The organism is Pseudoalteromonas sp. SWXJZ10B (genome assembly GCF_015864475.1).
Lineage (GTDB): Bacteria > Pseudomonadota > Gammaproteobacteria > Enterobacterales > Alteromonadaceae > Pseudoalteromonas > Pseudoalteromonas arctica.
The window spans coordinates 27,562-45,939 of the sequence record NZ_JADYXD010000006.1; the positions used below are offsets into that span (position 1 = coordinate 27,562).

Here is an 18,378-nt window from a genome sequence, read left to right on the forward strand (position 1 = left end):
GATAGTTAAATTTTTGTTTTAGCAATGGCGAGTATTTTTCTTTTTGCAAAGAAAAAGTGACGGCGTTTGCCGCCCATTTGACGCCATAACACTGCACTTCTAATGCCGGCTAATAATAATGCACGGATTTTATTTTGAGTGAGCTGCTGTTTTAGTAACTCGGGTTTACCATAAACCTGTATTCGGTGCCCAAGGGGGCTCAGCACCGACGAGTATATATCTGCTAAACCGGCGACAACGCTCTCGTCGGTAATAGCAAAATGATCTAAACGACGATGAATATCATCTATTCGTTTACCTAATTCGTTTAAGCTTTTGTCGTTTGCGCTCAGTGCGCGCTCAAGTTGCATTAAACCACCTACGTATTTAACTATTTCAACATCTTTTTGAGCGCCAGCAGTAAGCTGTGCCATTAATGTTTTATAGCCATCACGTAAGTTGTCAGTGCCTTGATAAACATCTTCTGGCGATGCCGGAGATGTTTGAATAATACTTGAAAGTAATATTTCTAAATCATGTTCGTTATTGTTGCCATATTGGGCAATTTTTTGAATTTGTTTAGCAGCCTGGCACATGGCGGCAAGCGCCATGACTTGGTGTTCATTCATTACTTAATCACCGAATCAATAATACCGCCACCTAAACAGATATCTTCTGCGTAAAATACGGCAGATTGACCAGGCGTCACTGCTTTTTGTGGCTCGTCGAACAATACGCGGGCCATGCCGTCTTCACCTACAAGTAGGGTACAGCTTAAGTCTTCTTGGCGGTAACGCGTTTTTACTGTGCAGCGAGTTGTGCCTTTAGGGCCAATACGGTCTACCCAGTGAAGTTGGTTTGCGTTAAGACCGTTGCTGTATAGGCGAGGGTGATCTTTACCTTGGCCCACAATAAGTACATTTCGCTCAAGGTCTTTATCTACTACGTACCAAGGCTCACCAGAACCTTCTTTCATTCCACCAATTAACAAGCCTTTGCGTTGTCCAAGTGTGTGGTACATTAAGCCTTCGTGTTCGCCTACGTCATTACCGTCTGTGTCTTCGATAACGCCAGGTTGTGCTGGTAAGAACTTTTGTAAAAAGTCTTTAAATTTACGCTCACCAATAAAGCAGATACCAGTGCTATCTTTTTTATCGTGAGTGATTAGGTCTTGCTCTTCAGCTATGCGGCGTACTTCAGGTTTTTCGATATCACCTACAGGGAATAACGTTTGGCCAATATGTTCATGACTTAAGGTATATAAGAAGTAGCTTTGATCTTTATTGTTATCAAGCCCGCGACACATTACGTATTTGTCATCGCGAAGCTCACGGCGAACATAGTGACCCGTTGCAATAAAGTCTGCGCCTAGCGCTTGAGCTGCAAATTCTAAAAAAGCTTTAAATTTAATTTCTTTGTTACACATTATATCTGGGTTAGGTGTACGGCCTGCTTTGTACTCTGCTAAAAAGTACTCAAATACGTTGTCCCAGTATTCTGCTGCAAAGTTAACAGTGTGAAGCTCAATGCCTAATTTGTCGCACACTGCTTGCGCATCTTTTAAATCATCAGCGGCAGCACAGTATTCATCATTGTCATCTTCTTCCCAGTTCTTCATAAACAGGCCTTCTACTTGGTAGCCCTGTTGTTGTAATAAATATGCAGATACAGAAGAATCAACACCGCCGGACATACCAACGATGACTTTAATGTGACTATTTTCGCTCATGAATAATTTCGCTTATACAGATTGCTGTTAACTTGGAAAGGCCGCGATTATAGCATGTATTTTGTTTGTGCTTAAAGAGACTAAGGGCGCAAAGAGAGGAATTAGTCAGTATTTTATTTATATAACAAATAGCAAACTAGACTTAAACGCGTTATTGAGCTGAAGCTTCAGTGAAATTTAAGTGATCTGAACTAATGAATTAGGGCTATAGACTAATTCATGTAGTTATTAAGTTTTATTAATAGTATTTCCTTTTAAAACTACTAGAGTAAATATACACTTAATAAAATAAATATAGTGGTGAGTATATGAATGTAAACCACTTTAAGTCGCTTGATATATAGTCAATGGAATGAATATATGAATTACGCCTATCAAATAAACAAGATAAATTCTTTAGTTGAACACTACACAAACGAATCTGATTTTGTGGATAGTGAATTACTCTCCAGTAAAACGACAGAGTTTAAAAAGTCAGCCTATCACCTTTTTTACGAGTTAATAAAACTCAAGAACCCTCATATTTTTCAAGAGCCTAATTATGTACATGAGCTATTTAGTTTAATTAAACGTTCAACCGCTAAAAAGAATGTTGAGCTAAAGGTGCTTGAGCGTGTAGAGCACTGGTGGCTTGAATGGTATTTTGCTTTAGAAATGAATGAAAAGCTTAGTATTGAAAAAAATGATATGCCAATGAGTTACTTATCTCAAAGTACACTTAATCCGATGCGCAAACACGAGATAAGCCATTATGCAAAGTTATTCACTGTTCTCCCTATGCCAGTATGTAACGTATGCGCTAAAACAGGAGATATTTTAAGAGTAAATCAACGGTTTGTCGACGTATTCGGTTATACAGTAGAAGATGTTCCTAACCTGAAGTCGTGGTGGGATAAAGCGTATCCAGATCCGCAATACAGAGCACTTGTAAAAGACCTGTGGCAAGACTCACTTGAAAAGGCGCTGAATAATAATAACGACATACCCGCAAATAACTATCGAGTGTCTTGTCGTGATGGTTCACAAGTGATGATGGAAATATCAGGGATTGATATTGGAGAGGAATTTTTGGCGGTTTTTAATGATGCGACAGAGCGTTTAGAAGCTGAAGATATACTTAGAGATATGGCTTTTTTGGATGCACTAACCAAAATTGCGAATAGACGACGATTTGAAGACAAGCTTACGCATGAGTTTGAGCGTGCAAAGGACTGTGAGGGCGTGCTATCGATGATTATTATCGATATTGATCATTTTAAACAGTTCAATGACCGATATGGACATGTTGCTGGTGATACCTGCTTATATGACGTAGCTCAAAAAATTGCTTCTACGGTAAGTCGACCAGAAGATTTTGTTGCTCGTTATGGTGGAGAAGAGTTTGTCGTTTTATTACCCCAAACAGATAGGCAAGGTGCTTTGTTTATAGCTGAGCAAATACAAAAGGCGGTAGAGAACTTAGCTATTGCGCACGAAGATAGTTTCACTGGTTTTTTGTCTATCAGTATGGGAATTAATACAATAAACGACTATACAACGGACGATAAAGTCAGCTTTGTGAAAGCAGCCGACAGTGCCCTGTATTATGCTAAAAAACAAGGGCGGAATTGCATAGCGTTAAGTTCGGTTTAATTATTTACAGTTATGTTTATCGCATAAATTAAAACAAGCTTTGATAGCGACTAGTTGTAAATAGTTTCAAGGCTCAACATTGGGCGCATTAGACTGTCGTTAATGCATTTTATTACCAGGGGACTTCTAAGCGGTAATGACTTGATTTGCTCAAACGTATACCAATTGGCGCTGATTATATCGGTATCTATTGGCACTGGAGTTTGTATGTTATCGAGCGCTTCAAATAAAAAGCAGAACCGTAAATAGTGTACTCCATTTTCGGCATGCAAATTATACACACCTAAAAAGCCGACTGGCTCAAGCGCTAAGCCTGTTTCTTCAAGTAATTCTCTGCTTGCGGCTTGTGCAAGAGTTTCGTTTTGTTCTAAATGACCAGCAGGTTGATTGTAGCAAACCTGCTGTGTAAATTTATCGCGCTCTTTGACGAGCAAAAACTCATTTTGCTTTTTTACTATTGCTGCAACCGTGACATGCGGTTTATGCATCAACTACACCCTTAATTACTTTGTATTCACCACAATTAATATCATCTAACGTATAGTTGCCAATGCTATAGCGAATAAGGCGAAGTGTAGGGTGGCCAATATGTGCGGTCATTCGACGAACTTGTCTATTTTTACCTTCGTTAATGGTGATACTTAGCCACGTAGTTGGGATTGCTTTTCGCTCGCGTACAGGGGGATTACGCGCCCAAATTGTAGGCTCATCTATTATTTTAACGTTAGCAGGGAGTGTTAGCCCGTCTTTAAGTTTTACGCCATTGCATAAATCGTTAATTGATTCACTTGTTGGTTCACCTTCAACTTGTGCCCAGTAGGTTTTATTGGTTTTTTTATCAGGTGCAGTTAAGGTGTTTTGTAATTTACCGCAGTTTGTTAAAAGCAATAAACCTTCACTGTCTCTGTCTAATCTTCCTGCTGCGTAAACTTCTTTAATAGGGATAAACTCTGCAAGCGTTTGTCTGTCGGCGTCATCTGTAAATTGGCATAGCACATCAAATGGTTTATTGAATAACACAATTTTTCTGTCTTTAGATGCTATTTGTGGCTTTATTTCTCTTTTACCAGAAGGTGTTTTGTTAAGTGCACTGCGTGAATAAGTGCGCCCTGTACTTCTTTTTGGCTTGGATTCAGTTACTTGATTATTGCCTGATTTAGATCTCATTATATGCACCTAGCTGGTTTTGGTAATCCGGCGATTTTTGTTGCTTGCTTAGCAGGGCCTTTAGGAAATAATTTATACAAATAAAGGCTGTTTCCTTTGTCTTCACCGAGTGCTTTAGCCATTGCTTTTACAAGCATTCTAATGGCTGGGCTGGTGTTATACTCAATGTAAAAATCACGAACAAAGTTAATGACTTCCCAGTGTTGTTCACTAAGTGTAATGTTTTCTTGGATAGCAATTACAGGTGCAAGCTCCTTTGACCACAAAGTATGATCAAGCAAGTAGCCTTGTTTGTCGGTTTCAATCTGTTGGTTGTTAAATTCAAGCATGAGTTACCACGTAATTGATTGATTAGTTGATAAAGTGAGTGCTACAAAGTCTTCATAGCTAATGGCTTTATCGTTATCTGTTAATTTTATTGCACGTACTTGCGCGTCTTGTTCAAGTATTAACAGTGTATCTGCAAATTGCCTAAATTGTTTTTTTGCAAAGCAGGCATCACCAACAAGTAGCACGTTATCGTCTGATAAAATTAAGTTCTCTAGCTGATTTGCCGAATAATAGTTAAGCGGCTTAGAAAAAATATGTAATGTACTCATAAATTCACCACATGTTGCTGCGCTTTAATTAATGTTTGTTGTTGGCTAAAGTTGAGTGCTTTTGCCTCTATGAGCAAATCATGTTTATTTAAACCATAATCAAGCAATGACTTTTCACACACGTAGATGTTTTCAACATCATAAATTTCGAGTGTTTTAATGTTTTTAAAAAAATCTTTTAATCCAATATTGTTTGGTTGTTGATGCTTTTTTAAAGCCAAAACGGCGGGGCCGCTAAACAACCAACTCACATTTTGGTCAACGGCAGCAAATATCAATGTCATATCAAGTGCATCACGAATATTTAAATCGTCAAATGGACTGCACTGACTCATTACTAATACGTTTATCATTTAAATTGCACCCATTTATCAGCGTCGCTTGCAAGCATTGCAAATTCAGCTAGCCCTGCGACTGCAAATACACCTGTGTTTTTAATATCTAACCCGCGTTTTTCAGCGGCGGTAACACACAGCATTAAATTTAGTTTTTGATCAGCGAGTTGCTGCCAAAGTGCTGAAATTTGTAGTTCGTCTGAGGATAAATCAAAGTGGGTAGATGCATGATAAATACCTTGCTGGTATAAAAAAATAGCATCAATGGTGTGCCCTTGGGCTAAACATGCATTCGCAAACTTAACTAATCTTTGCGTGGTATCGTGATCGGATGGTGGTGTATGTAATGAAAGAACAAAACGTGACAAAACAATTCCAATAAAAAAGCCCCAATTAAGGGGCTATTTTAACAGAACTATTTAATTAGTCATCACTTGCGCCAAGTAGAGCAAGTAAAGACGTAAATAAGTTATATACGCTTAGGTATAAAGACACTGTTGCGCGAATGTAGTTGGTTTCGCCGCCATTAATGATTCGGCTTGTATCGAATAAAATCAAACCAGACATGATCAATACAACTGCAGCATTAAGAACCATAAACATCAGCGAACTGCCAACAAAAATATTAACAATGCTAGCTACAATCACAACTATTAAGCCAACCGTTAAAAAGCCACCCATAAATGAGAAGTCTTTTTTAGTGTTCAGTGCATAAGCAGATAAACCAAAAAAGATAAGCGCCGTAGAACCTAACGCTTGCATAATAAGCATTGGGCCATTAGGCATTGCAGCATAATGGTTAAGTAATGGACCTAAGCCAGCCCCCATTAAACCTGTGAAAGCAAACACCCAAAATACACCAGATGCTGTATCTGCTTTTTTATTTACAACAAATAATAAACCGAACGAAACAAGTGTAAACACAATTCCCATAAAGTAAGGTAATTGTAGTGCCATTGAAATACCGGCTGTAACAGCACTGAAAGCAAGTGTCATAGCTAGTAAAAAGTAGGTGTTTTTAAGTACCTTGTTTGTTTCAATGGTAGACATTACCGGTTTCGCGGTATTGTACGATTGATTAAACGCCATTGTAGAGCTCCTTTAAGTGAAACGTGTGTGTTTCGATAATTTAACTAAAATTAGATTACCAACTCTTATATGTTTGGGCAAACCTTTGTAGATCAATAGAGTTAAATATTTAAATAAAAGAGTATTGACGGCTAAATTAAAAACACTTTGTTCTAACTTTAGACAAATTAATTGTTTTTTAAGCACTTAAACAATTAATTTAAAAAAAAGCTTCACAAAAGGGATGGGTTTCCCTATTATGCAGGCCGTGCGGAGAGATGGCAGAGTGGTCGAATGCACCGGTCTTGAAAACCGGCATGGGTTTATAGCCCATCTAGGGTTCAAATCCCTATCTCTCCACCACTTATTTAATAAGTGTGTGGTAATTAAAGTATCATTCATTTAAATAGTTATTAGTACACTCTTACTTTTAACTTAGCAGTATCGGAGAGATGGCAGAGTGGTCGAATGCACCGGTCTTGAAAACCGGCATGGGTTTATAGCCCATCTAGGGTTCAAATCCCTATCTCTCCACCATATAACAAAATAGCCCGCTAATTTAGCGGGCTTTTTTGTGTTTGGAACAAAATCAGTGCACTTATACCAATCCGTAATAATACTTAATCATTTTGCGGGGCTAAACGTGTCGTTCCCTGCATTAAAAAATTCTCATTTAGAACAACTAATAGCGGATTTTTTGCCTAGCTATCAACACGTTTTTCCGCCCTCAAAATAGACCACTTAATTAAGCGAATTGGTATTACATGTTTTATCTCTCATTAGTAAAATCTTAAAAGCAGATAGAATTGCTCACACACCACCTTCTGCTGTTAAATAACGTTGATGTTCTCTTCCTTTTTTTGTTTTTAATAAAACTACCATCACAAAAAATTTTAAATGAGTTGGAATGCACATATTAATGTGTGCTATTTTTAAACATTGGTGGATTAAAGGTATGCAAAATAGGATGTTGTGGCTCAAAGATGATCTAGATTCGAGAAAGTTAGTTGTATATCGTGCCGTCATGTTTTCGTTTATAGCGCTTTTTGTACTTTTTGTATTTCAACCTTTTGGCACTTCAAGCGATACCGAGTCTTACAAGTTTCTGCGGCTTTTTGGCTATGGGTTAGTAACCTTTTGTGCTTTGCTATTGTCAGGTTTCATAGAAATAGTGTTACTTAAGTTTAAGCTAAGTAAATTAAGCCGTTTAATTATTATTCCTGTTACATATATTTTAATTACTGCGTTATTCAATCATGGGTATTTTGTGGTTGCTGTACTTGGGTCTTGGCATTGGCAGAATCAATTACTTTTTGTAGGGTATATTTTTTGTATTGGTGTATTTCCTCTTATTTTTTTACTTGTGGTAAATAGGCATGTAATAGATTTAACTAAGCCAAGTACAGTTAGCGTCGATCAAGAGCAGTTGAGAGAAGTTGAATTAAAGACAATTACTCTTAAAGGCGATAATAAAAACGACGAAATTAACACGGCTCATCACCATATTTTATTTATTAAATCTTCAGACAACTATTGTGAAATAACAATACTGGAAGGAGCTTCAACTTCACGTAAACTATTACGTGTATCTCTTAGCGGTTTATTAAAGCAGCTTCCAGAAAATACAATTATATTACGATGCCACCGTTCTTATGCGGTCAACCTGCAAAACATTCAGCACTACAGTGGTAATGCTGGAGGGTTGCAATTATCGCTGCATACAATTGATATTAAAATACCGGTGTCTCGTTCTTATGTAAAAGTAATAAAAGATGCTTTGTCATTAATCCCAAAAACATGTTAATCCCCCCTAAAACATGGGCTTTATACCTCGTCTTGTAATTGAGACCTAATAAGTCGCTTTGTATTTTTACTATTGCCAAGATTAAGTTGAAATTTACAACTTAACGAGGAAAGTAGATATGAAATACGCTATCAAGGCACTTGTAATAATTTCTATATTTGTATTTTGCCACTATGTAATGAGGCAGTTTTGGGGAGAAGGTTGGTCTAGCTGGTTGTCTGAACTTGATAATCTAACTGGCATTTTATTTACCCCCGCTAAATATACTTTTTTATATGGACCGTTAGTTATTGCGGCTATTATTTTGTTTAAACAAAGTGAGCCTTTTGAATCTATAGGGCTTAATTCTTCTGGTTTTATTAACTATGCACTCGCAGCAATTATTTGTTGTGCTCCTATGGCAATAGGTTATGGATTTTTGAGTGATGAACTTAACCTATCAATACCAGCAATAATCACCGGCTCAGTTTATGCGGGTTTTTTTGAAGAGCTAATTTTTAGGGCTGCATTGTTTGGTGTTTTATTTAAATATTGTAGATGGGGCTTTGTGCCTGCGGCATTAATTAGTTCAGTAATATTTGGCCTGGGTCATATTTATCAAGGTAATGATGCGATTTCTGCATTGATGGCGGTTGCGATCACTACTGTAGCAGGTACATGGTTTGCGTGGCTATATTGTGAATGTGGTTATCGTATTTGGTTTCCTATGTGGATGCATATTTTTATGAATGCAGCTTACGGAATATTTGGTATGTCGGGTGGCGCAGTAGGTGATCTACAAGGTAACTTGTTTAAAGCAACAGCCATTGTGTTAAGTATTGTGTATGTTGAGATGCTAATTCGACGAGGAAAGCAGCGCGAAGTTACATTATCAAAATTATTTCAATGCACTAAAAGTGGCCTTTATACGCAACAAGCTAACTTAAATTGATTGGGAAACGACCATGCTAGAACTATTTATTGTAATAACTATATTTAGCTCACCCTTTGTGATTCTTACTATTACTAAACGTTATTTCACCTATAAAACTACAATAATGGCAGCGCAAGCAAAATTTAAAGGACTGAGTAATAATAAGATAACAAAATTAGAGGAACAAACAGCGATGTTGAACAAAAGATTGGCAGTGCTAGAGGAAATAGTAACATCTCGCCACTTTGAGTTATCAAATAAAATAGCTCAGTTATAAGCACTTTGATAAGTATGACCCAAACGTATGAGCCTATTAATTTATTAATAGGCTCATACTGCAATAAGGTTTATTTTTAATCATAAATTACGACCATAGTCTCTATTTCTAAGCTTTAGATCTTGGTGCATGCTTAATACATTAAAATTTATACTCTGTATTAAGGATTATTAGATGAAACATCAACTCGCAAAAAGTGTCGCGCTTTCATTATTGTCCCCGGTAATTATTGGTAGCTTGTTAGGATTGTATTATGCACTAACGCTACAGGGTGATTTCTTATCCGTATTTTTTCAACTATTGATGACTGCTATCTCAAATGCACATATTGTAGGCTTAACGATGGCGGCCTTTGTTGTGCCAGGGTATTTACTAATGTTTAAGTATTCTAAAGTTAATTATTCAGGTGTATTAACGCTTGGTTTGTTAGGTGGCGCTATATTTAGTTACTTATTAAGTGCCTCAACTGGCGAGATATTTTTGATTAATAGTGTTATGTCAGCATTTGCAGCCGGACTGTTTTTATTTGGTCTTCGCAAATCGGTAAAAAAATAATCGTAGCATTATTAACCAAGCACGCTGATAAACGGTGTGATTTCCTTTTTTTTACCTCCAAAAGGTTCCAATTTTTCACGACAAAGAGTACCTTTAGCTACTGTATGTTTAATAAGAAGTAGTTTGGTATGCAAAAGCACGATTTTTACCAGTCATTAGTTAAGCAAACTGAATCGCTGATAGCTGGTGAATCTAATGTAATTGCCAATTTGGCAAACATAAGCGCGCTGTTATTTACCTCTTTAGAAGATGTAAATTGGGCGGGCTTTTACTTTATGGATTCTCCTACTGAATTAGTACTTGGTCCGTTTCAAGGTAATCCTGCATGCATCCGTATTCCCGTTGGGAAAGGGGTATGTGGAACAGCTGCGGCAACCGCTGAAACACAATTAATTGAAGATGTTCACGCTTTTGACGGGCATATAGCCTGCGATGCAGCGTCTAACTCTGAAGTGGTTGTACCTATCATGAAACATGGTAAAGTATTCGCAGTACTAGACATTGATAGTCCAAGTATTGGCCGATTTGATACTGATGATAAAGCTGGCCTTGAAGCATTAGTGAAATGCTTAGAGGCGAGCCTGTAATGAAAGATTTGCTAAATGTTCAAGACTACCTATTTGCTGTGCAAGATGTTGGCGACTGGGAAGGCGAAGAAGAGCATGTAGCGGAAACGCTCAATGATTTAATTCATATTGCATGGGATCGTCTTCCAGATGATTCAGAATGTGAATTTATTGATGAAACAATTAATGGTATTTGGGAACACCTTCGGGGTGATATGGCTGTAATAGAAGCCGATTTCGAAGAGTTGGTCGACTGGGTAACACACTACGTCGATTCGTCCCTTGATGAAAAGATGTGAAAAATAGGTTCTAAAATGGAAACCACAAACAAGCTAAAAGATATTAATGAAGTGTTGGAATTTTTATATCAAGAATTCCCACAATGTTTTAAACAAAAAGATGGCATCAAGCCGCTTAAAGTAGGTATTTTTAAAGATATTGCTGAGCGTATTGAAGGGTCTGAAAAAGTAAGTAAGACTCAAGTTCGTCAAGCGCTTAGAAAATACACGTCTAATTGGCGTTATTTAGAAGCTGTGACAAAGTCAGAGTTTCGTATTGATCTTGATGGTAATCAAGGTGAAAAAGTTGAGCAAGAGCATATCGACCATGCACAAAAAGCATTGGAAGAAAGCCGTGCTAAAATGGCAAAACGCAAAAAACAACAGCGTCCTCGCCAAGATTCTGATTCTAAATCTTTCAAGAAAAAACCAGCTCATGCTAGCAAAGCAGGCGATAAAAACGCACCTGCAGCTAACAAACCTGCTAAAGCAGCGCCAGTTAAACGTTCAGGAAAAATTGAACCTTTACCAGCAACTGAGGTCAAGGTTAATAATAAGGTTAAGGTTAAACTTGGCCAAGCACTTGTAAATGCAGTAATCACTGAAGTGAACAAAGATGACGTTCATGTTGAATTAGTGACTGGTATGCAAGTTAAAACCAAAGCTGACAGCTTATACATCGTTTAAGTTGTAAATAAATTAAGGAGTTGTGTATGAGTAAAAAGTTTACGCTCATTCCGTTAGTTGCTGCCCTGTTTTCAGGTTCATTATTTGCTGCTGTAGAAGCCGTTACAATTGACGATTTACCCCAGCTTAAGCAAGAGAGTCAACATGGTACTGCTAGCAAACGAGTGGCTAGCTTATTTGCTCGTTCACACTATACACCGGTTCGATTTAACGATGAGCTTTCTAGTAAAGTGTACGATCGTTATATCGAATCCCTTGATTTTAATAAAAGCGTTTTCTTAGCCAGCGATATTGCTTCTTTTGAGCAATATCGTGATGACTTTGATAACGCTATTACTACCGGTAAATTAGACTTTACGTTTGATATTTTTAACTTAAGTCTTAAACGCCGTTTTGAACGTTACGAGTATTCACTTACTTTACTTGAAAAAGAAATGACGTTTGATAAAGAAGATGAATACTTTTTTGACCGTGAAGATTCAGCATGGCCTTTGTCACAAGCTGAGCTTGATGAAATTTGGCGTGAGCGTGTAAAGTACGACGCACTGCGTTTAAAAATGACGGGTAAAGATTGGGAAGGCATTAAAGAAGTGCTGACCAAACGCTATAAAAATGCAGAAAAACGTTTAGTACAATCTAATTCAGAAGATGCTTTTCAAATTGTTATGAATTCGCTAGCACGTAGTATTGAGGCGCATACGTCTTATTTATCGCCACGTCGTGCAGAGCAATTCAAAATGGATATGGACTTAGAGCTTGAGGGCATTGGTGCCGTACTAAGCCCAGATGAAGACTACACTGTTATTCGCAGCTTAGTGCCGGGAGGCCCTGCAGATAAAACAGATCAAATTAAAGCTGATGACCGCATTATTGGTGTTGCCCAAGATGGCGAAGAATTTGTAGACGTAATTGGCTGGCGTTTAGATGACGTAGTTGATTTAATTAAAGGTCCTAAAGGGACTAAAGTACGTCTACAGTATTTAAAAGGTGTTGACGCTCACGGCGCACCTAAAGTTGTTGAAATCACGCGTGATAAAATTCGACTTGAAGATAGAGCGGCTAAATCAGAAGTATTTGAAGCAAAATACTCTGATTTAACAAGTAAAGTTGGCGTGATTGAAATTCCAGGCTTTTACAATAATCTTTCGAAAGATGTAAAAGTTGAGCTGGCTAAGCTTAAAGAAGAAAAAGTTGATGGTATTATTATCGACTTACGCCAAAATGGTGGTGGTTCTTTATATGAAGCAACACAACTGTCTGGTTTGTTTTTTGACCAAGGTCCAGTTGTTCAAATTCATACCTTAAATAACCGTATTGAAGAGCAAAAAGATCGCGATGGTATAACTTATTACGATGGTCCTTTAACTGTTTTAGTTGACCGTTACAGTGCCTCTGCTTCTGAAATATTTGCAGCAGCTATGCAAGATTACGGCCGTGCGGTTATTATTGGCGAGCAGACTTTTGGTAAAGGTACTGTACAGCAGCACAAAGGCTTAGGCCGCGCTTACGATTTATACGATAATGCGCTGGGTAGCGTACAGTATACGATTGCTAAGTTTTATCGTATTAACGGTGGTAGTACGCAACATAAAGGTGTGATCCCTGATATTTCGTTTCCATCAGCAATTGATCCTGCAGAGTGGGGCGAAAGTAAGCAAGATAATGCACTTCCTTGGGACAGCATTGTTAAAGCGAAATACAAAAAATTAGGTAATTTAACACCTATTATTACGTACCTTGAGAAACAACACGAAGTACGAATTAAATCAGAACCAGAATTTGGTTATGTATTTAATGACATTACCTTATACAACGAAGAGAAAGACCGTAAAACTATCTCTTTAGTTGAAGCAGACCGTATTAAAGAAAAAGATGAAGGTGAAGCACGTGCACTTGTACGTACTAACGAACGTCTTAAGCGTTTAGGTAAAGATCCGGTAGAAAACTTAGACGATTTACCTGAAGTAATTGAAGAGCTTGACCCATTTTTGGAAGAAGCTGCATTAATTACTCAAGATTATATTAATTATGGTCGTATAGCTAAGAAGTAACAACTGGTTTTACCTCTATAAAAAAGGCGCATTAGCGCCTTTTTTACTACCTAAAATTTACTAAATTGTTATAATATTTGATTACATAAAGTTGAGCTAGAACAATCATGCTCAATTAATGCGCTTTACGTGCTAAAAATAATAATTAAACACACAGTAAGTGTGTCTAGGAGTCTCTACTTTGAAGCTATTGGATGACAAACCAATCAAGCCCGCCTCGTTTTTTGATGCATTAATTCCTATCTCTGTATTAATTTGTTTACTTGGTGCTGCCGTTTACTTATTTGGTGATAACTCTTCATCAGGCCCTAACCAAATTGCACTTTTATTTGCTACTTTTGCAGCGGCTTTAATTGGGCTTAAAAACGGTTATACATGGAAAAAATTAGAACAAGCTATGATCGAAGGTATAACGCTTTCACTTGGCGCTATCCTAATTTTACTTATGGTAGGTGCGTTAATTGGCACTTGGCTACTTTCTGGAACTGTACCAACTTTAATTTATTATGGCTTGCAAGTTATAAACCCAAGTTGGTTTTATGCAGCGAGTTGTTTAATTTGTGGCATTGTAGCTATGAGTATAGGTAGTTCTTGGACTACTGCCGCTACGATAGGTGTTGCTTTATTAGGCGTTGCAACGGGTCTTGGACTTGAACAAACAGTTACAGCAGGCGCTGTTATATCTGGCGCGTACTTTGGTGATAAGTTAAGCCCGCTGTCTGAAACAACCAATTTAGCGCCAGCAGTTGTAGGCGCTGATTTATTTGAGCATATTCAACATATGCTGTGGACGACAGTACCAAGTTTTGTAATTGCGCTGATTATATTTATATTCATGGGCTTTAACGCAACTGCTTCAAGCGAAGCGGGGCGCATTGATGAAATAAGGGCTATTTTACAGCAAAACTTTAATATTGGTTTTGAAATGCTAATCCCGCTAATTGTACTTTTAGTTTTAGCGATTAAAAAAATGCCAGCCTTTCCTGCTATCTCTATCGGTGCTGTTGTGGGCGCTGTTTGGGCCATGTTGTTTCAATCTGATTTAATTGCTAGTCAAATTGATGTTTCTCAAGGGCAGTTAGTTGGCTATTTTAAGCTTGTTTGGACGACGTTTTTTGATGGTTTTAGCATAAGTACAGGCGATGACAAAATGGACTCCCTACTCAGTGGTGGCGGTATGTCTGGAATGCTTACAACCACATGGCTTATTATGACTGCACTGATGTTCGGTGCCATTATGGAAAAAACAGGCCTTTTGGATATTTTTGTTAAAAGCATACTTAAAATAGCTAAAAGTACGGGATCGTTAATTGCGGCAACAATAGCAACGTGTATTGGTACTAACGTGATAGCGGCCGATCAATATATTGCAATTGTTGTACCTGGTCGTATGTTTAAAGATGAATATGAAAAACGTGGTTTGAAGCCTGTTAACTTATCTCGTACATTGGAAGATGGCGGTACAATTACCAGCCCACTAATTCCATGGAACACGTGTGGCGCATATATGCAAAGCGTTTTACTAATAAATCCTTTTGATTATGCACTCTACGCTTTCTTTAACTTAATTAACCCTGTTTTAGCGGTGGTTTATGCCTACTTGGGCATTAAAATTTTACGTATTAAGCCAAAACAATCCGCCTAATTTTAAACAGCTCCTTTTAACTTAAAAGGAGCTGTTTTGGAGTATCTATGACTGAATCAAGTAAACCTCAAGCACAATATCTTAAAGACTATAAAGCTCCTGATTTTTTAATTGACCACACAGAGCTAACCTTTGACTTACAGCCATTATCAACCAAAGTAAGCTCTTTGCTAACGCTTACGCGTGTTGGTGATAAAAAAGCACCTTTAGTGCTTGATGGTATTGATTTACGCTTACTGTCTTTATCTATTGATACGGTTGATATAACTGATTATGAAATTATTGGCGAGCAGCTAATAATTAATAACCTACCGGATAGTTGTCAATTAAGTATTGTGACCGAGATATCGCCTGAGACGAATACTTCTTTAGAGGGTTTGTATTTATCTGGCGGTGCGTATTGTACACAGTGTGAAGCGCAGGGTTTTAGAAAGATCACCTATTACATGGATCGCCCTGATGTACTTGCCACGTTTGATGTAACTATTATTGCCGATAAAAAGTATCTACAACTTCTTTCTAATGGTAATCAAGTAGACAGTGGTGAAACACAAGATGGTCGTCATTTTGTTAAATGGCAAGACCCATTTAAAAAGCCGAGCTATTTATTTGCACTTGTAGCTGGCGATTTTGATGTTTTAAAAGATACGTACACGACTAAAAGCGGCAAAGATGTAGAATTAGCATTGTTTGTTGATAAAGGTAATTTATCTAAAACACCCCATGCTATTGCCTCACTCAAAAAGGCAATGCAGTGGGATGAAGAACGCTTTAATTTAGAGTATGACCTTGATATTTATATGATTGTAGCCGTCGATTTTTTCAACATGGGCGCGATGGAAAATAAAGGGCTAAACGTTTTTAACAGTAAATGCGTATTAGCTAATCAAGAAACAGCCACAGATAAAGACTACCATACGATTGAATCCATTGTAGGGCATGAGTACTTTCATAACTGGACAGGTAACCGAGTTACTTGTAGAGATTGGTTTCAGTTATCGCTAAAAGAAGGGTTAACTGTATTTAGAGACCAAGAGTTCAGTAGTGATTTAGGCTCTCGTGCACTTAACCGAATTGATGCGGTCAAAGTTATGCGTACGCATCAGTTTAGCGAAGATGCAGGCCCTATGGCTCACCCAATTCGCCCTGAGAAAGTTATTGAAATGAATAACTTTTATACAGTAACTGTATACGATAAAGGTGCTGAAGTTATCCGTATGATGCACACATTACTGGGTGAAACTAATTTTCAAAAAGGGATGACGCTTTACTTTGAGCGCCACGATGGGCAAGCAGTTACATGTGATGACTTTGTAAGTGCGATGAGCGATGCATCAGGTGTTGATTTAGAGCAATTTAAACAATGGTACAGCCAATCAGGTACACCGCGTTTAAATGCAATTCAAGAATTTGATAGCAGCTCAAATACATACACTTTGACAATCGAGCAAACAGCGCCAGCTAATCAGCCAGAGAATAAAAAGCTTCATATACCTTTTGCTATTGAACTACTTGATGCCAATGGACAAAGTATTGCTCTGCAATATAAAGGTAAAAAGCTAGATCATGTACTCGATGTAACTAATGCGACTCAAATATTTAGCTTTGATAATATTTTAGAAAAGCCTGTTGCGGTTTTGCTAGAAGACTTTTCTGCACCTTGTATTTTAAACCAGCAAACAACAGAGCCCGAACTATTGCATATTATGCGTTTTGCGCGCAGTGATTTTTCACGTTGGGATGCACAACAGCAGCTATTCATTAAGGCGATTAAATCTCAAATCACCGATGCAACGAATAGCGTATTAAGCAGCGAAATTATAAATGCGCTACGTGTACTTATAAACACCAAAGAGGGCGATTTAGCTTTAATTGCAGAGCTGTTTAAATTGCCGAGTTTTGACACGTTAGCTGCTGAATTTGATGTAATACCTGTAGATGACATTATTGAAATAACAGAAAAGTTTGAGCAACAAATTGCTGATGAACTTGCTGATGAGCTGCTTAGTTGTTACGAATCTCTTGAAGATGATGGCAGTATAAGTGCAAGCGCTGTTGCGAATCGTGCTTTAAAGCAAATATGTCTGCACTACCTTGCTAAAACACAAAGTCCAGAAGCTGTAACCTTTATTCAAGAAGCTGCAAGCTCGACTAATATGACTAATGTACTTGGTGCCTTAAGCGCTGTGGTAAAAGCTTCACACCCTGTTAGAGATGAGCTTTTGAGTCATTTTGATAGTCAGTGGCGTCATGATGTTTTAGTCATGGATAAGTGGTTTGCACTACAAGCTATGCAATCAGGCAGTACTGCTATAGATGATATTAAGGCACTTTACGAACACCCGTGTTTTGATTTTTCAAATCCTAACCGTGTACGTGCACTTGTAGGAAGTTTTAGCCACTTTAATACAGCACAATTTCATCGAGCAGATGCTCAAGGCTATGCGTTATTAGGTGATTTATTAATAAAACTTAATGCAATTAATCCACAAAATGCATCTCGTATGTTAACACCGTTTATGTCGTGGAAGCGTTACGATGATGTACGCTCACAAGCAATGAAGCTGCAATTACAACGCTTAGCCAACTTAGATGGCCTAAGTGCTGACTTGTATGAAAAGGTTGAAAAAGCGCTCGCATAAATGATTGAGTATTATTTTACCTTAAGATTGAGCTATAACGAGTGCATGGATTACTACCATGGCCGTTTTAGCTCTTTACAAGTTGTAGAGGATGGCGGTAAAACAATTCGTTTTGCTGCTACGCATTTGAGGCCCTTCATTTCGAGCTTGGGTGTACGTGGCCGTTTTAGACTCTTATTAACCCCCGAAAACAAGTTCATCCGCCTAGAGCGAGTGGCCTGACACTCGGTTTTTATGTTATATATACATAAAAATATTGTATTTTTGTTAATTTCAATTTGTCCTATTGTTAAATTACGTGTATAAATTATCTGGTACGACGTCTTACCAATACGTAAGCGTTAACCAGAATAAGAAGTATATGACAGATTAGAGCGAGTATTTGTAATTTTACTGATTCGCTTCTATCGTTATGATTACACTAAAAACAATAACTTGATCACACAAAATG

The 18,378-nt window shown here is 37.7% G+C and carries 21 protein-coding genes and 2 tRNA genes; 14 read left to right on the top strand and 9 right to left on the bottom strand.

Going from position 1 to position 18,378, the window contains the following annotated elements; genetic code table 11:
• Nucleotides 1–5: 5 nt before the first annotated feature.
• Nucleotides 6–608: a high frequency lysogenization protein HflD gene (hflD, locus tag I6F54_RS07350; RefSeq protein WP_197140565.1), complete on the bottom strand. Its 603-nt coding sequence runs from the start codon at nucleotides 606–608 to the stop codon at nucleotides 6–8.
• Nucleotides 608–1,708, bottom strand: a complete 1,101-nt coding sequence (mnmA, locus tag I6F54_RS07355; protein ID WP_165741543.1) for a tRNA 2-thiouridine(34) synthase MnmA — start codon at nucleotides 1,706–1,708, stop codon at nucleotides 608–610. The genes hflD and mnmA overlap by 1 nt, the downstream gene beginning before the upstream one ends.
• A 360-nt stretch (nucleotides 1,709–2,068) precedes the next feature.
• Here mnmA and I6F54_RS07360 point away from each other — a divergent pair, with 360 nt between their 5' ends.
• A complete protein-coding gene (locus I6F54_RS07360) occupies nucleotides 2,069–3,340 on the top strand; it encodes a sensor domain-containing diguanylate cyclase (protein ID WP_197140567.1) in 1,272 nt (423 codons plus the stop codon).
• Nucleotides 3,341–3,390: 50 nt separating this feature from the next.
• Here the strand turns inward: I6F54_RS07360 and I6F54_RS07365 are convergent, their stop codons facing one another.
• Genes I6F54_RS07365 through I6F54_RS07395 form a run of 7 tightly spaced genes read right to left on the bottom strand, consistent with a single transcriptional unit; the run spans nucleotide 3,391 to nucleotide 6,530 of the window.
• The gene (locus tag I6F54_RS07365; RefSeq protein ID WP_165727862.1) at nucleotides 3,391–3,828 is read right to left on the bottom strand and encodes an NUDIX domain-containing protein; all 438 of its coding nucleotides are present in this window, start codon (nucleotides 3,826–3,828) and stop codon (nucleotides 3,391–3,393) included.
• On the bottom strand, nucleotides 3,821–4,507 hold the full coding sequence (locus I6F54_RS07370) for a pseudouridine synthase (protein ID WP_165727863.1): 687 nt from the start codon (nucleotides 4,505–4,507) through the stop codon (nucleotides 3,821–3,823). Before I6F54_RS07370 ends, I6F54_RS07365 begins: the two co-directional genes overlap by 8 nt.
• Nucleotides 4,507–4,836: a TusE/DsrC/DsvC family sulfur relay protein gene (locus I6F54_RS07375; protein WP_165727864.1), complete on the bottom strand. Its 330-nt coding sequence runs from the start codon at nucleotides 4,834–4,836 to the stop codon at nucleotides 4,507–4,509. The genes I6F54_RS07370 and I6F54_RS07375 overlap by 1 nt, the downstream gene beginning before the upstream one ends.
• A 3-nt stretch (nucleotides 4,837–4,839) precedes the next feature.
• Nucleotides 4,840–5,106, bottom strand: coding sequence for a DsrH/TusB family sulfur metabolism protein (locus I6F54_RS07380; protein WP_007580209.1), 267 nt, complete (start codon nucleotides 5,104–5,106; stop codon nucleotides 4,840–4,842).
• Complete coding sequence (gene tusC, locus I6F54_RS07385; protein ID WP_007580210.1) at nucleotides 5,103–5,459, bottom strand: sulfurtransferase complex subunit TusC; 357 nt, start codon at nucleotides 5,457–5,459, stop codon at nucleotides 5,103–5,105. The genes I6F54_RS07380 and tusC overlap by 4 nt, the downstream gene beginning before the upstream one ends.
• Nucleotides 5,456–5,809, bottom strand: coding sequence for a sulfurtransferase complex subunit TusD (tusD, locus tag I6F54_RS07390; protein WP_165727865.1), 354 nt, complete (start codon nucleotides 5,807–5,809; stop codon nucleotides 5,456–5,458). Before tusD ends, tusC begins: the two co-directional genes overlap by 4 nt.
• Before the next feature lie 55 nt (nucleotides 5,810–5,864).
• Nucleotides 5,865–6,530, bottom strand: a complete 666-nt coding sequence (locus I6F54_RS07395; protein WP_007580214.1) for a Bax inhibitor-1/YccA family protein — start codon at nucleotides 6,528–6,530, stop codon at nucleotides 5,865–5,867.
• A 251-nt stretch (nucleotides 6,531–6,781) separates the two neighbouring features.
• On the opposite strand from I6F54_RS07395, the gene I6F54_RS07400 reads away from it, so the two are divergent.
• The 13 genes from I6F54_RS07400 (at nucleotide 6,782) to I6F54_RS07460 (ending at nucleotide 18,149) form a co-directional block, all read left to right on the top strand.
• Nucleotides 6,782–6,872: transfer RNA gene (locus I6F54_RS07400), tRNA-Ser, on the top strand.
• Between the two features lie 83 nt (nucleotides 6,873–6,955).
• Nucleotides 6,956–7,046, top strand: a tRNA-Ser gene (locus I6F54_RS07405).
• A 370-nt stretch (nucleotides 7,047–7,416) separates the two neighbouring features.
• Entirely contained in the window at nucleotides 7,417–8,313 is an 897-nt protein-coding gene (locus I6F54_RS07410) for a LytR/AlgR family response regulator transcription factor (protein ID WP_231615207.1), read from the top strand.
• A 118-nt stretch (nucleotides 8,314–8,431) separates the two neighbouring features.
• Nucleotides 8,432–9,244: a CPBP family intramembrane glutamic endopeptidase gene (locus I6F54_RS07415; RefSeq protein ID WP_007586924.1), complete on the top strand. Its 813-nt coding sequence runs from the start codon at nucleotides 8,432–8,434 to the stop codon at nucleotides 9,242–9,244.
• 13 nt (nucleotides 9,245–9,257) lie between these two features.
• Entirely contained in the window at nucleotides 9,258–9,503 is a 246-nt protein-coding gene (locus tag I6F54_RS07420; RefSeq protein ID WP_165727867.1) for a hypothetical protein, read from the top strand.
• Nucleotides 9,504–9,677: 174 nt separating this feature from the next.
• Entirely contained in the window at nucleotides 9,678–10,058 is a 381-nt protein-coding gene (locus I6F54_RS07425) for a hypothetical protein (protein WP_007586920.1), read from the top strand.
• 128 nt (nucleotides 10,059–10,186) lie between these two features.
• Nucleotides 10,187–10,645 carry a GAF domain-containing protein gene (locus I6F54_RS07430; RefSeq protein WP_197140569.1) on the top strand — a complete coding sequence of 153 codons (459 nt, stop codon included), beginning with the start codon at nucleotides 10,187–10,189 and terminating at the stop codon, nucleotides 10,643–10,645.
• Nucleotides 10,645–10,923, top strand: coding sequence for a hypothetical protein (locus I6F54_RS07435; RefSeq protein ID WP_002961910.1), 279 nt, complete (start codon nucleotides 10,645–10,647; stop codon nucleotides 10,921–10,923). Before I6F54_RS07430 ends, I6F54_RS07435 begins: the two co-directional genes overlap by 1 nt.
• Nucleotides 10,924–10,938: 15 nt before the next feature.
• On the top strand, nucleotides 10,939–11,589 hold the full coding sequence (proQ, locus tag I6F54_RS07440) for an RNA chaperone ProQ (protein ID WP_007586916.1): 651 nt from the start codon (nucleotides 10,939–10,941) through the stop codon (nucleotides 11,587–11,589).
• Between the two features lie 26 nt (nucleotides 11,590–11,615).
• Nucleotides 11,616–13,640 (top strand): carboxy terminal-processing peptidase, encoded by a 2,025-nt coding sequence (gene prc / locus I6F54_RS07445; protein ID WP_197140571.1) that lies wholly within the window; start codon nucleotides 11,616–11,618, stop codon nucleotides 13,638–13,640.
• Nucleotides 13,641–13,821: 181 nt separating this feature from the next.
• Nucleotides 13,822–15,285 carry a Na+/H+ antiporter NhaC gene (gene nhaC / locus I6F54_RS07450; RefSeq protein WP_197140573.1) on the top strand — a complete coding sequence of 488 codons (1,464 nt, stop codon included), beginning with the start codon at nucleotides 13,822–13,824 and terminating at the stop codon, nucleotides 15,283–15,285.
• Between the two features lie 47 nt (nucleotides 15,286–15,332).
• Nucleotides 15,333–17,927 (top strand): aminopeptidase N, encoded by a 2,595-nt coding sequence (pepN, locus tag I6F54_RS07455; protein ID WP_165727869.1) that lies wholly within the window; start codon nucleotides 15,333–15,335, stop codon nucleotides 17,925–17,927.
• Complete coding sequence (locus tag I6F54_RS07460; RefSeq protein WP_010552655.1) at nucleotides 17,928–18,149, top strand: DUF2835 family protein; 222 nt, start codon at nucleotides 17,928–17,930, stop codon at nucleotides 18,147–18,149.
• Nucleotides 18,150–18,378 lie beyond the last annotated feature (229 nt).

Bases quoted from the DNA above. Each gene is read 5' to 3' on its own strand.
- proQ (WP_007586916.1), top strand. From the start codon at position 10,939: ATGGAAACCACAAACAAGCTAAAAGATATTAATGAAGTGTTGGAATTT.
- tusC (WP_007580210.1), bottom strand. From the start codon at position 5,459: ATGATAAACGTATTAGTAATGAGTCAGTGCAGTCCATTTGACGATTTA.
- I6F54_RS07420 (WP_165727867.1), top strand. From the start codon at position 9,258: ATGCTAGAACTATTTATTGTAATAACTATATTTAGCTCACCCTTTGTG.
- I6F54_RS07360 (WP_197140567.1), top strand. From the start codon at position 2,069: ATGAATTACGCCTATCAAATAAACAAGATAAATTCTTTAGTTGAACAC.
- prc (WP_197140571.1), top strand. From the start codon at position 11,616: ATGAGTAAAAAGTTTACGCTCATTCCGTTAGTTGCTGCCCTGTTTTCA.
- hflD (WP_197140565.1), bottom strand. From the start codon at position 608: ATGAATGAACACCAAGTCATGGCGCTTGCCGCCATGTGCCAGGCTGCT.
- I6F54_RS07430 (WP_197140569.1), top strand. From the start codon at position 10,187: ATGCAAAAGCACGATTTTTACCAGTCATTAGTTAAGCAAACTGAATCG.
- I6F54_RS07380 (WP_007580209.1), bottom strand. From the start codon at position 5,106: ATGAGTACATTACATATTTTTTCTAAGCCGCTTAACTATTATTCGGCA.
- I6F54_RS07425 (WP_007586920.1), top strand. From the start codon at position 9,678: ATGAAACATCAACTCGCAAAAAGTGTCGCGCTTTCATTATTGTCCCCG.
- I6F54_RS07415 (WP_007586924.1), top strand. From the start codon at position 8,432: ATGAAATACGCTATCAAGGCACTTGTAATAATTTCTATATTTGTATTT.
- I6F54_RS07375 (WP_165727864.1), bottom strand. From the start codon at position 4,836: ATGCTTGAATTTAACAACCAACAGATTGAAACCGACAAACAAGGCTAC.
- I6F54_RS07365 (WP_165727862.1), bottom strand. From the start codon at position 3,828: ATGCATAAACCGCATGTCACGGTTGCAGCAATAGTAAAAAAGCAAAAT.
- I6F54_RS07435 (WP_002961910.1), top strand. From the start codon at position 10,645: ATGAAAGATTTGCTAAATGTTCAAGACTACCTATTTGCTGTGCAAGAT.
- mnmA (WP_165741543.1), bottom strand. From the start codon at position 1,708: ATGAGCGAAAATAGTCACATTAAAGTCATCGTTGGTATGTCCGGCGGT.
- I6F54_RS07370 (WP_165727863.1), bottom strand. From the start codon at position 4,507: ATGAGATCTAAATCAGGCAATAATCAAGTAACTGAATCCAAGCCAAAA.
- I6F54_RS07410 (WP_231615207.1), top strand. From the start codon at position 7,417: ATGCACATATTAATGTGTGCTATTTTTAAACATTGGTGGATTAAAGGT.
- pepN (WP_165727869.1), top strand. From the start codon at position 15,333: ATGACTGAATCAAGTAAACCTCAAGCACAATATCTTAAAGACTATAAA.
- I6F54_RS07395 (WP_007580214.1), bottom strand. From the start codon at position 6,530: ATGGCGTTTAATCAATCGTACAATACCGCGAAACCGGTAATGTCTACC.
- I6F54_RS07460 (WP_010552655.1), top strand. From the start codon at position 17,928: ATGATTGAGTATTATTTTACCTTAAGATTGAGCTATAACGAGTGCATG.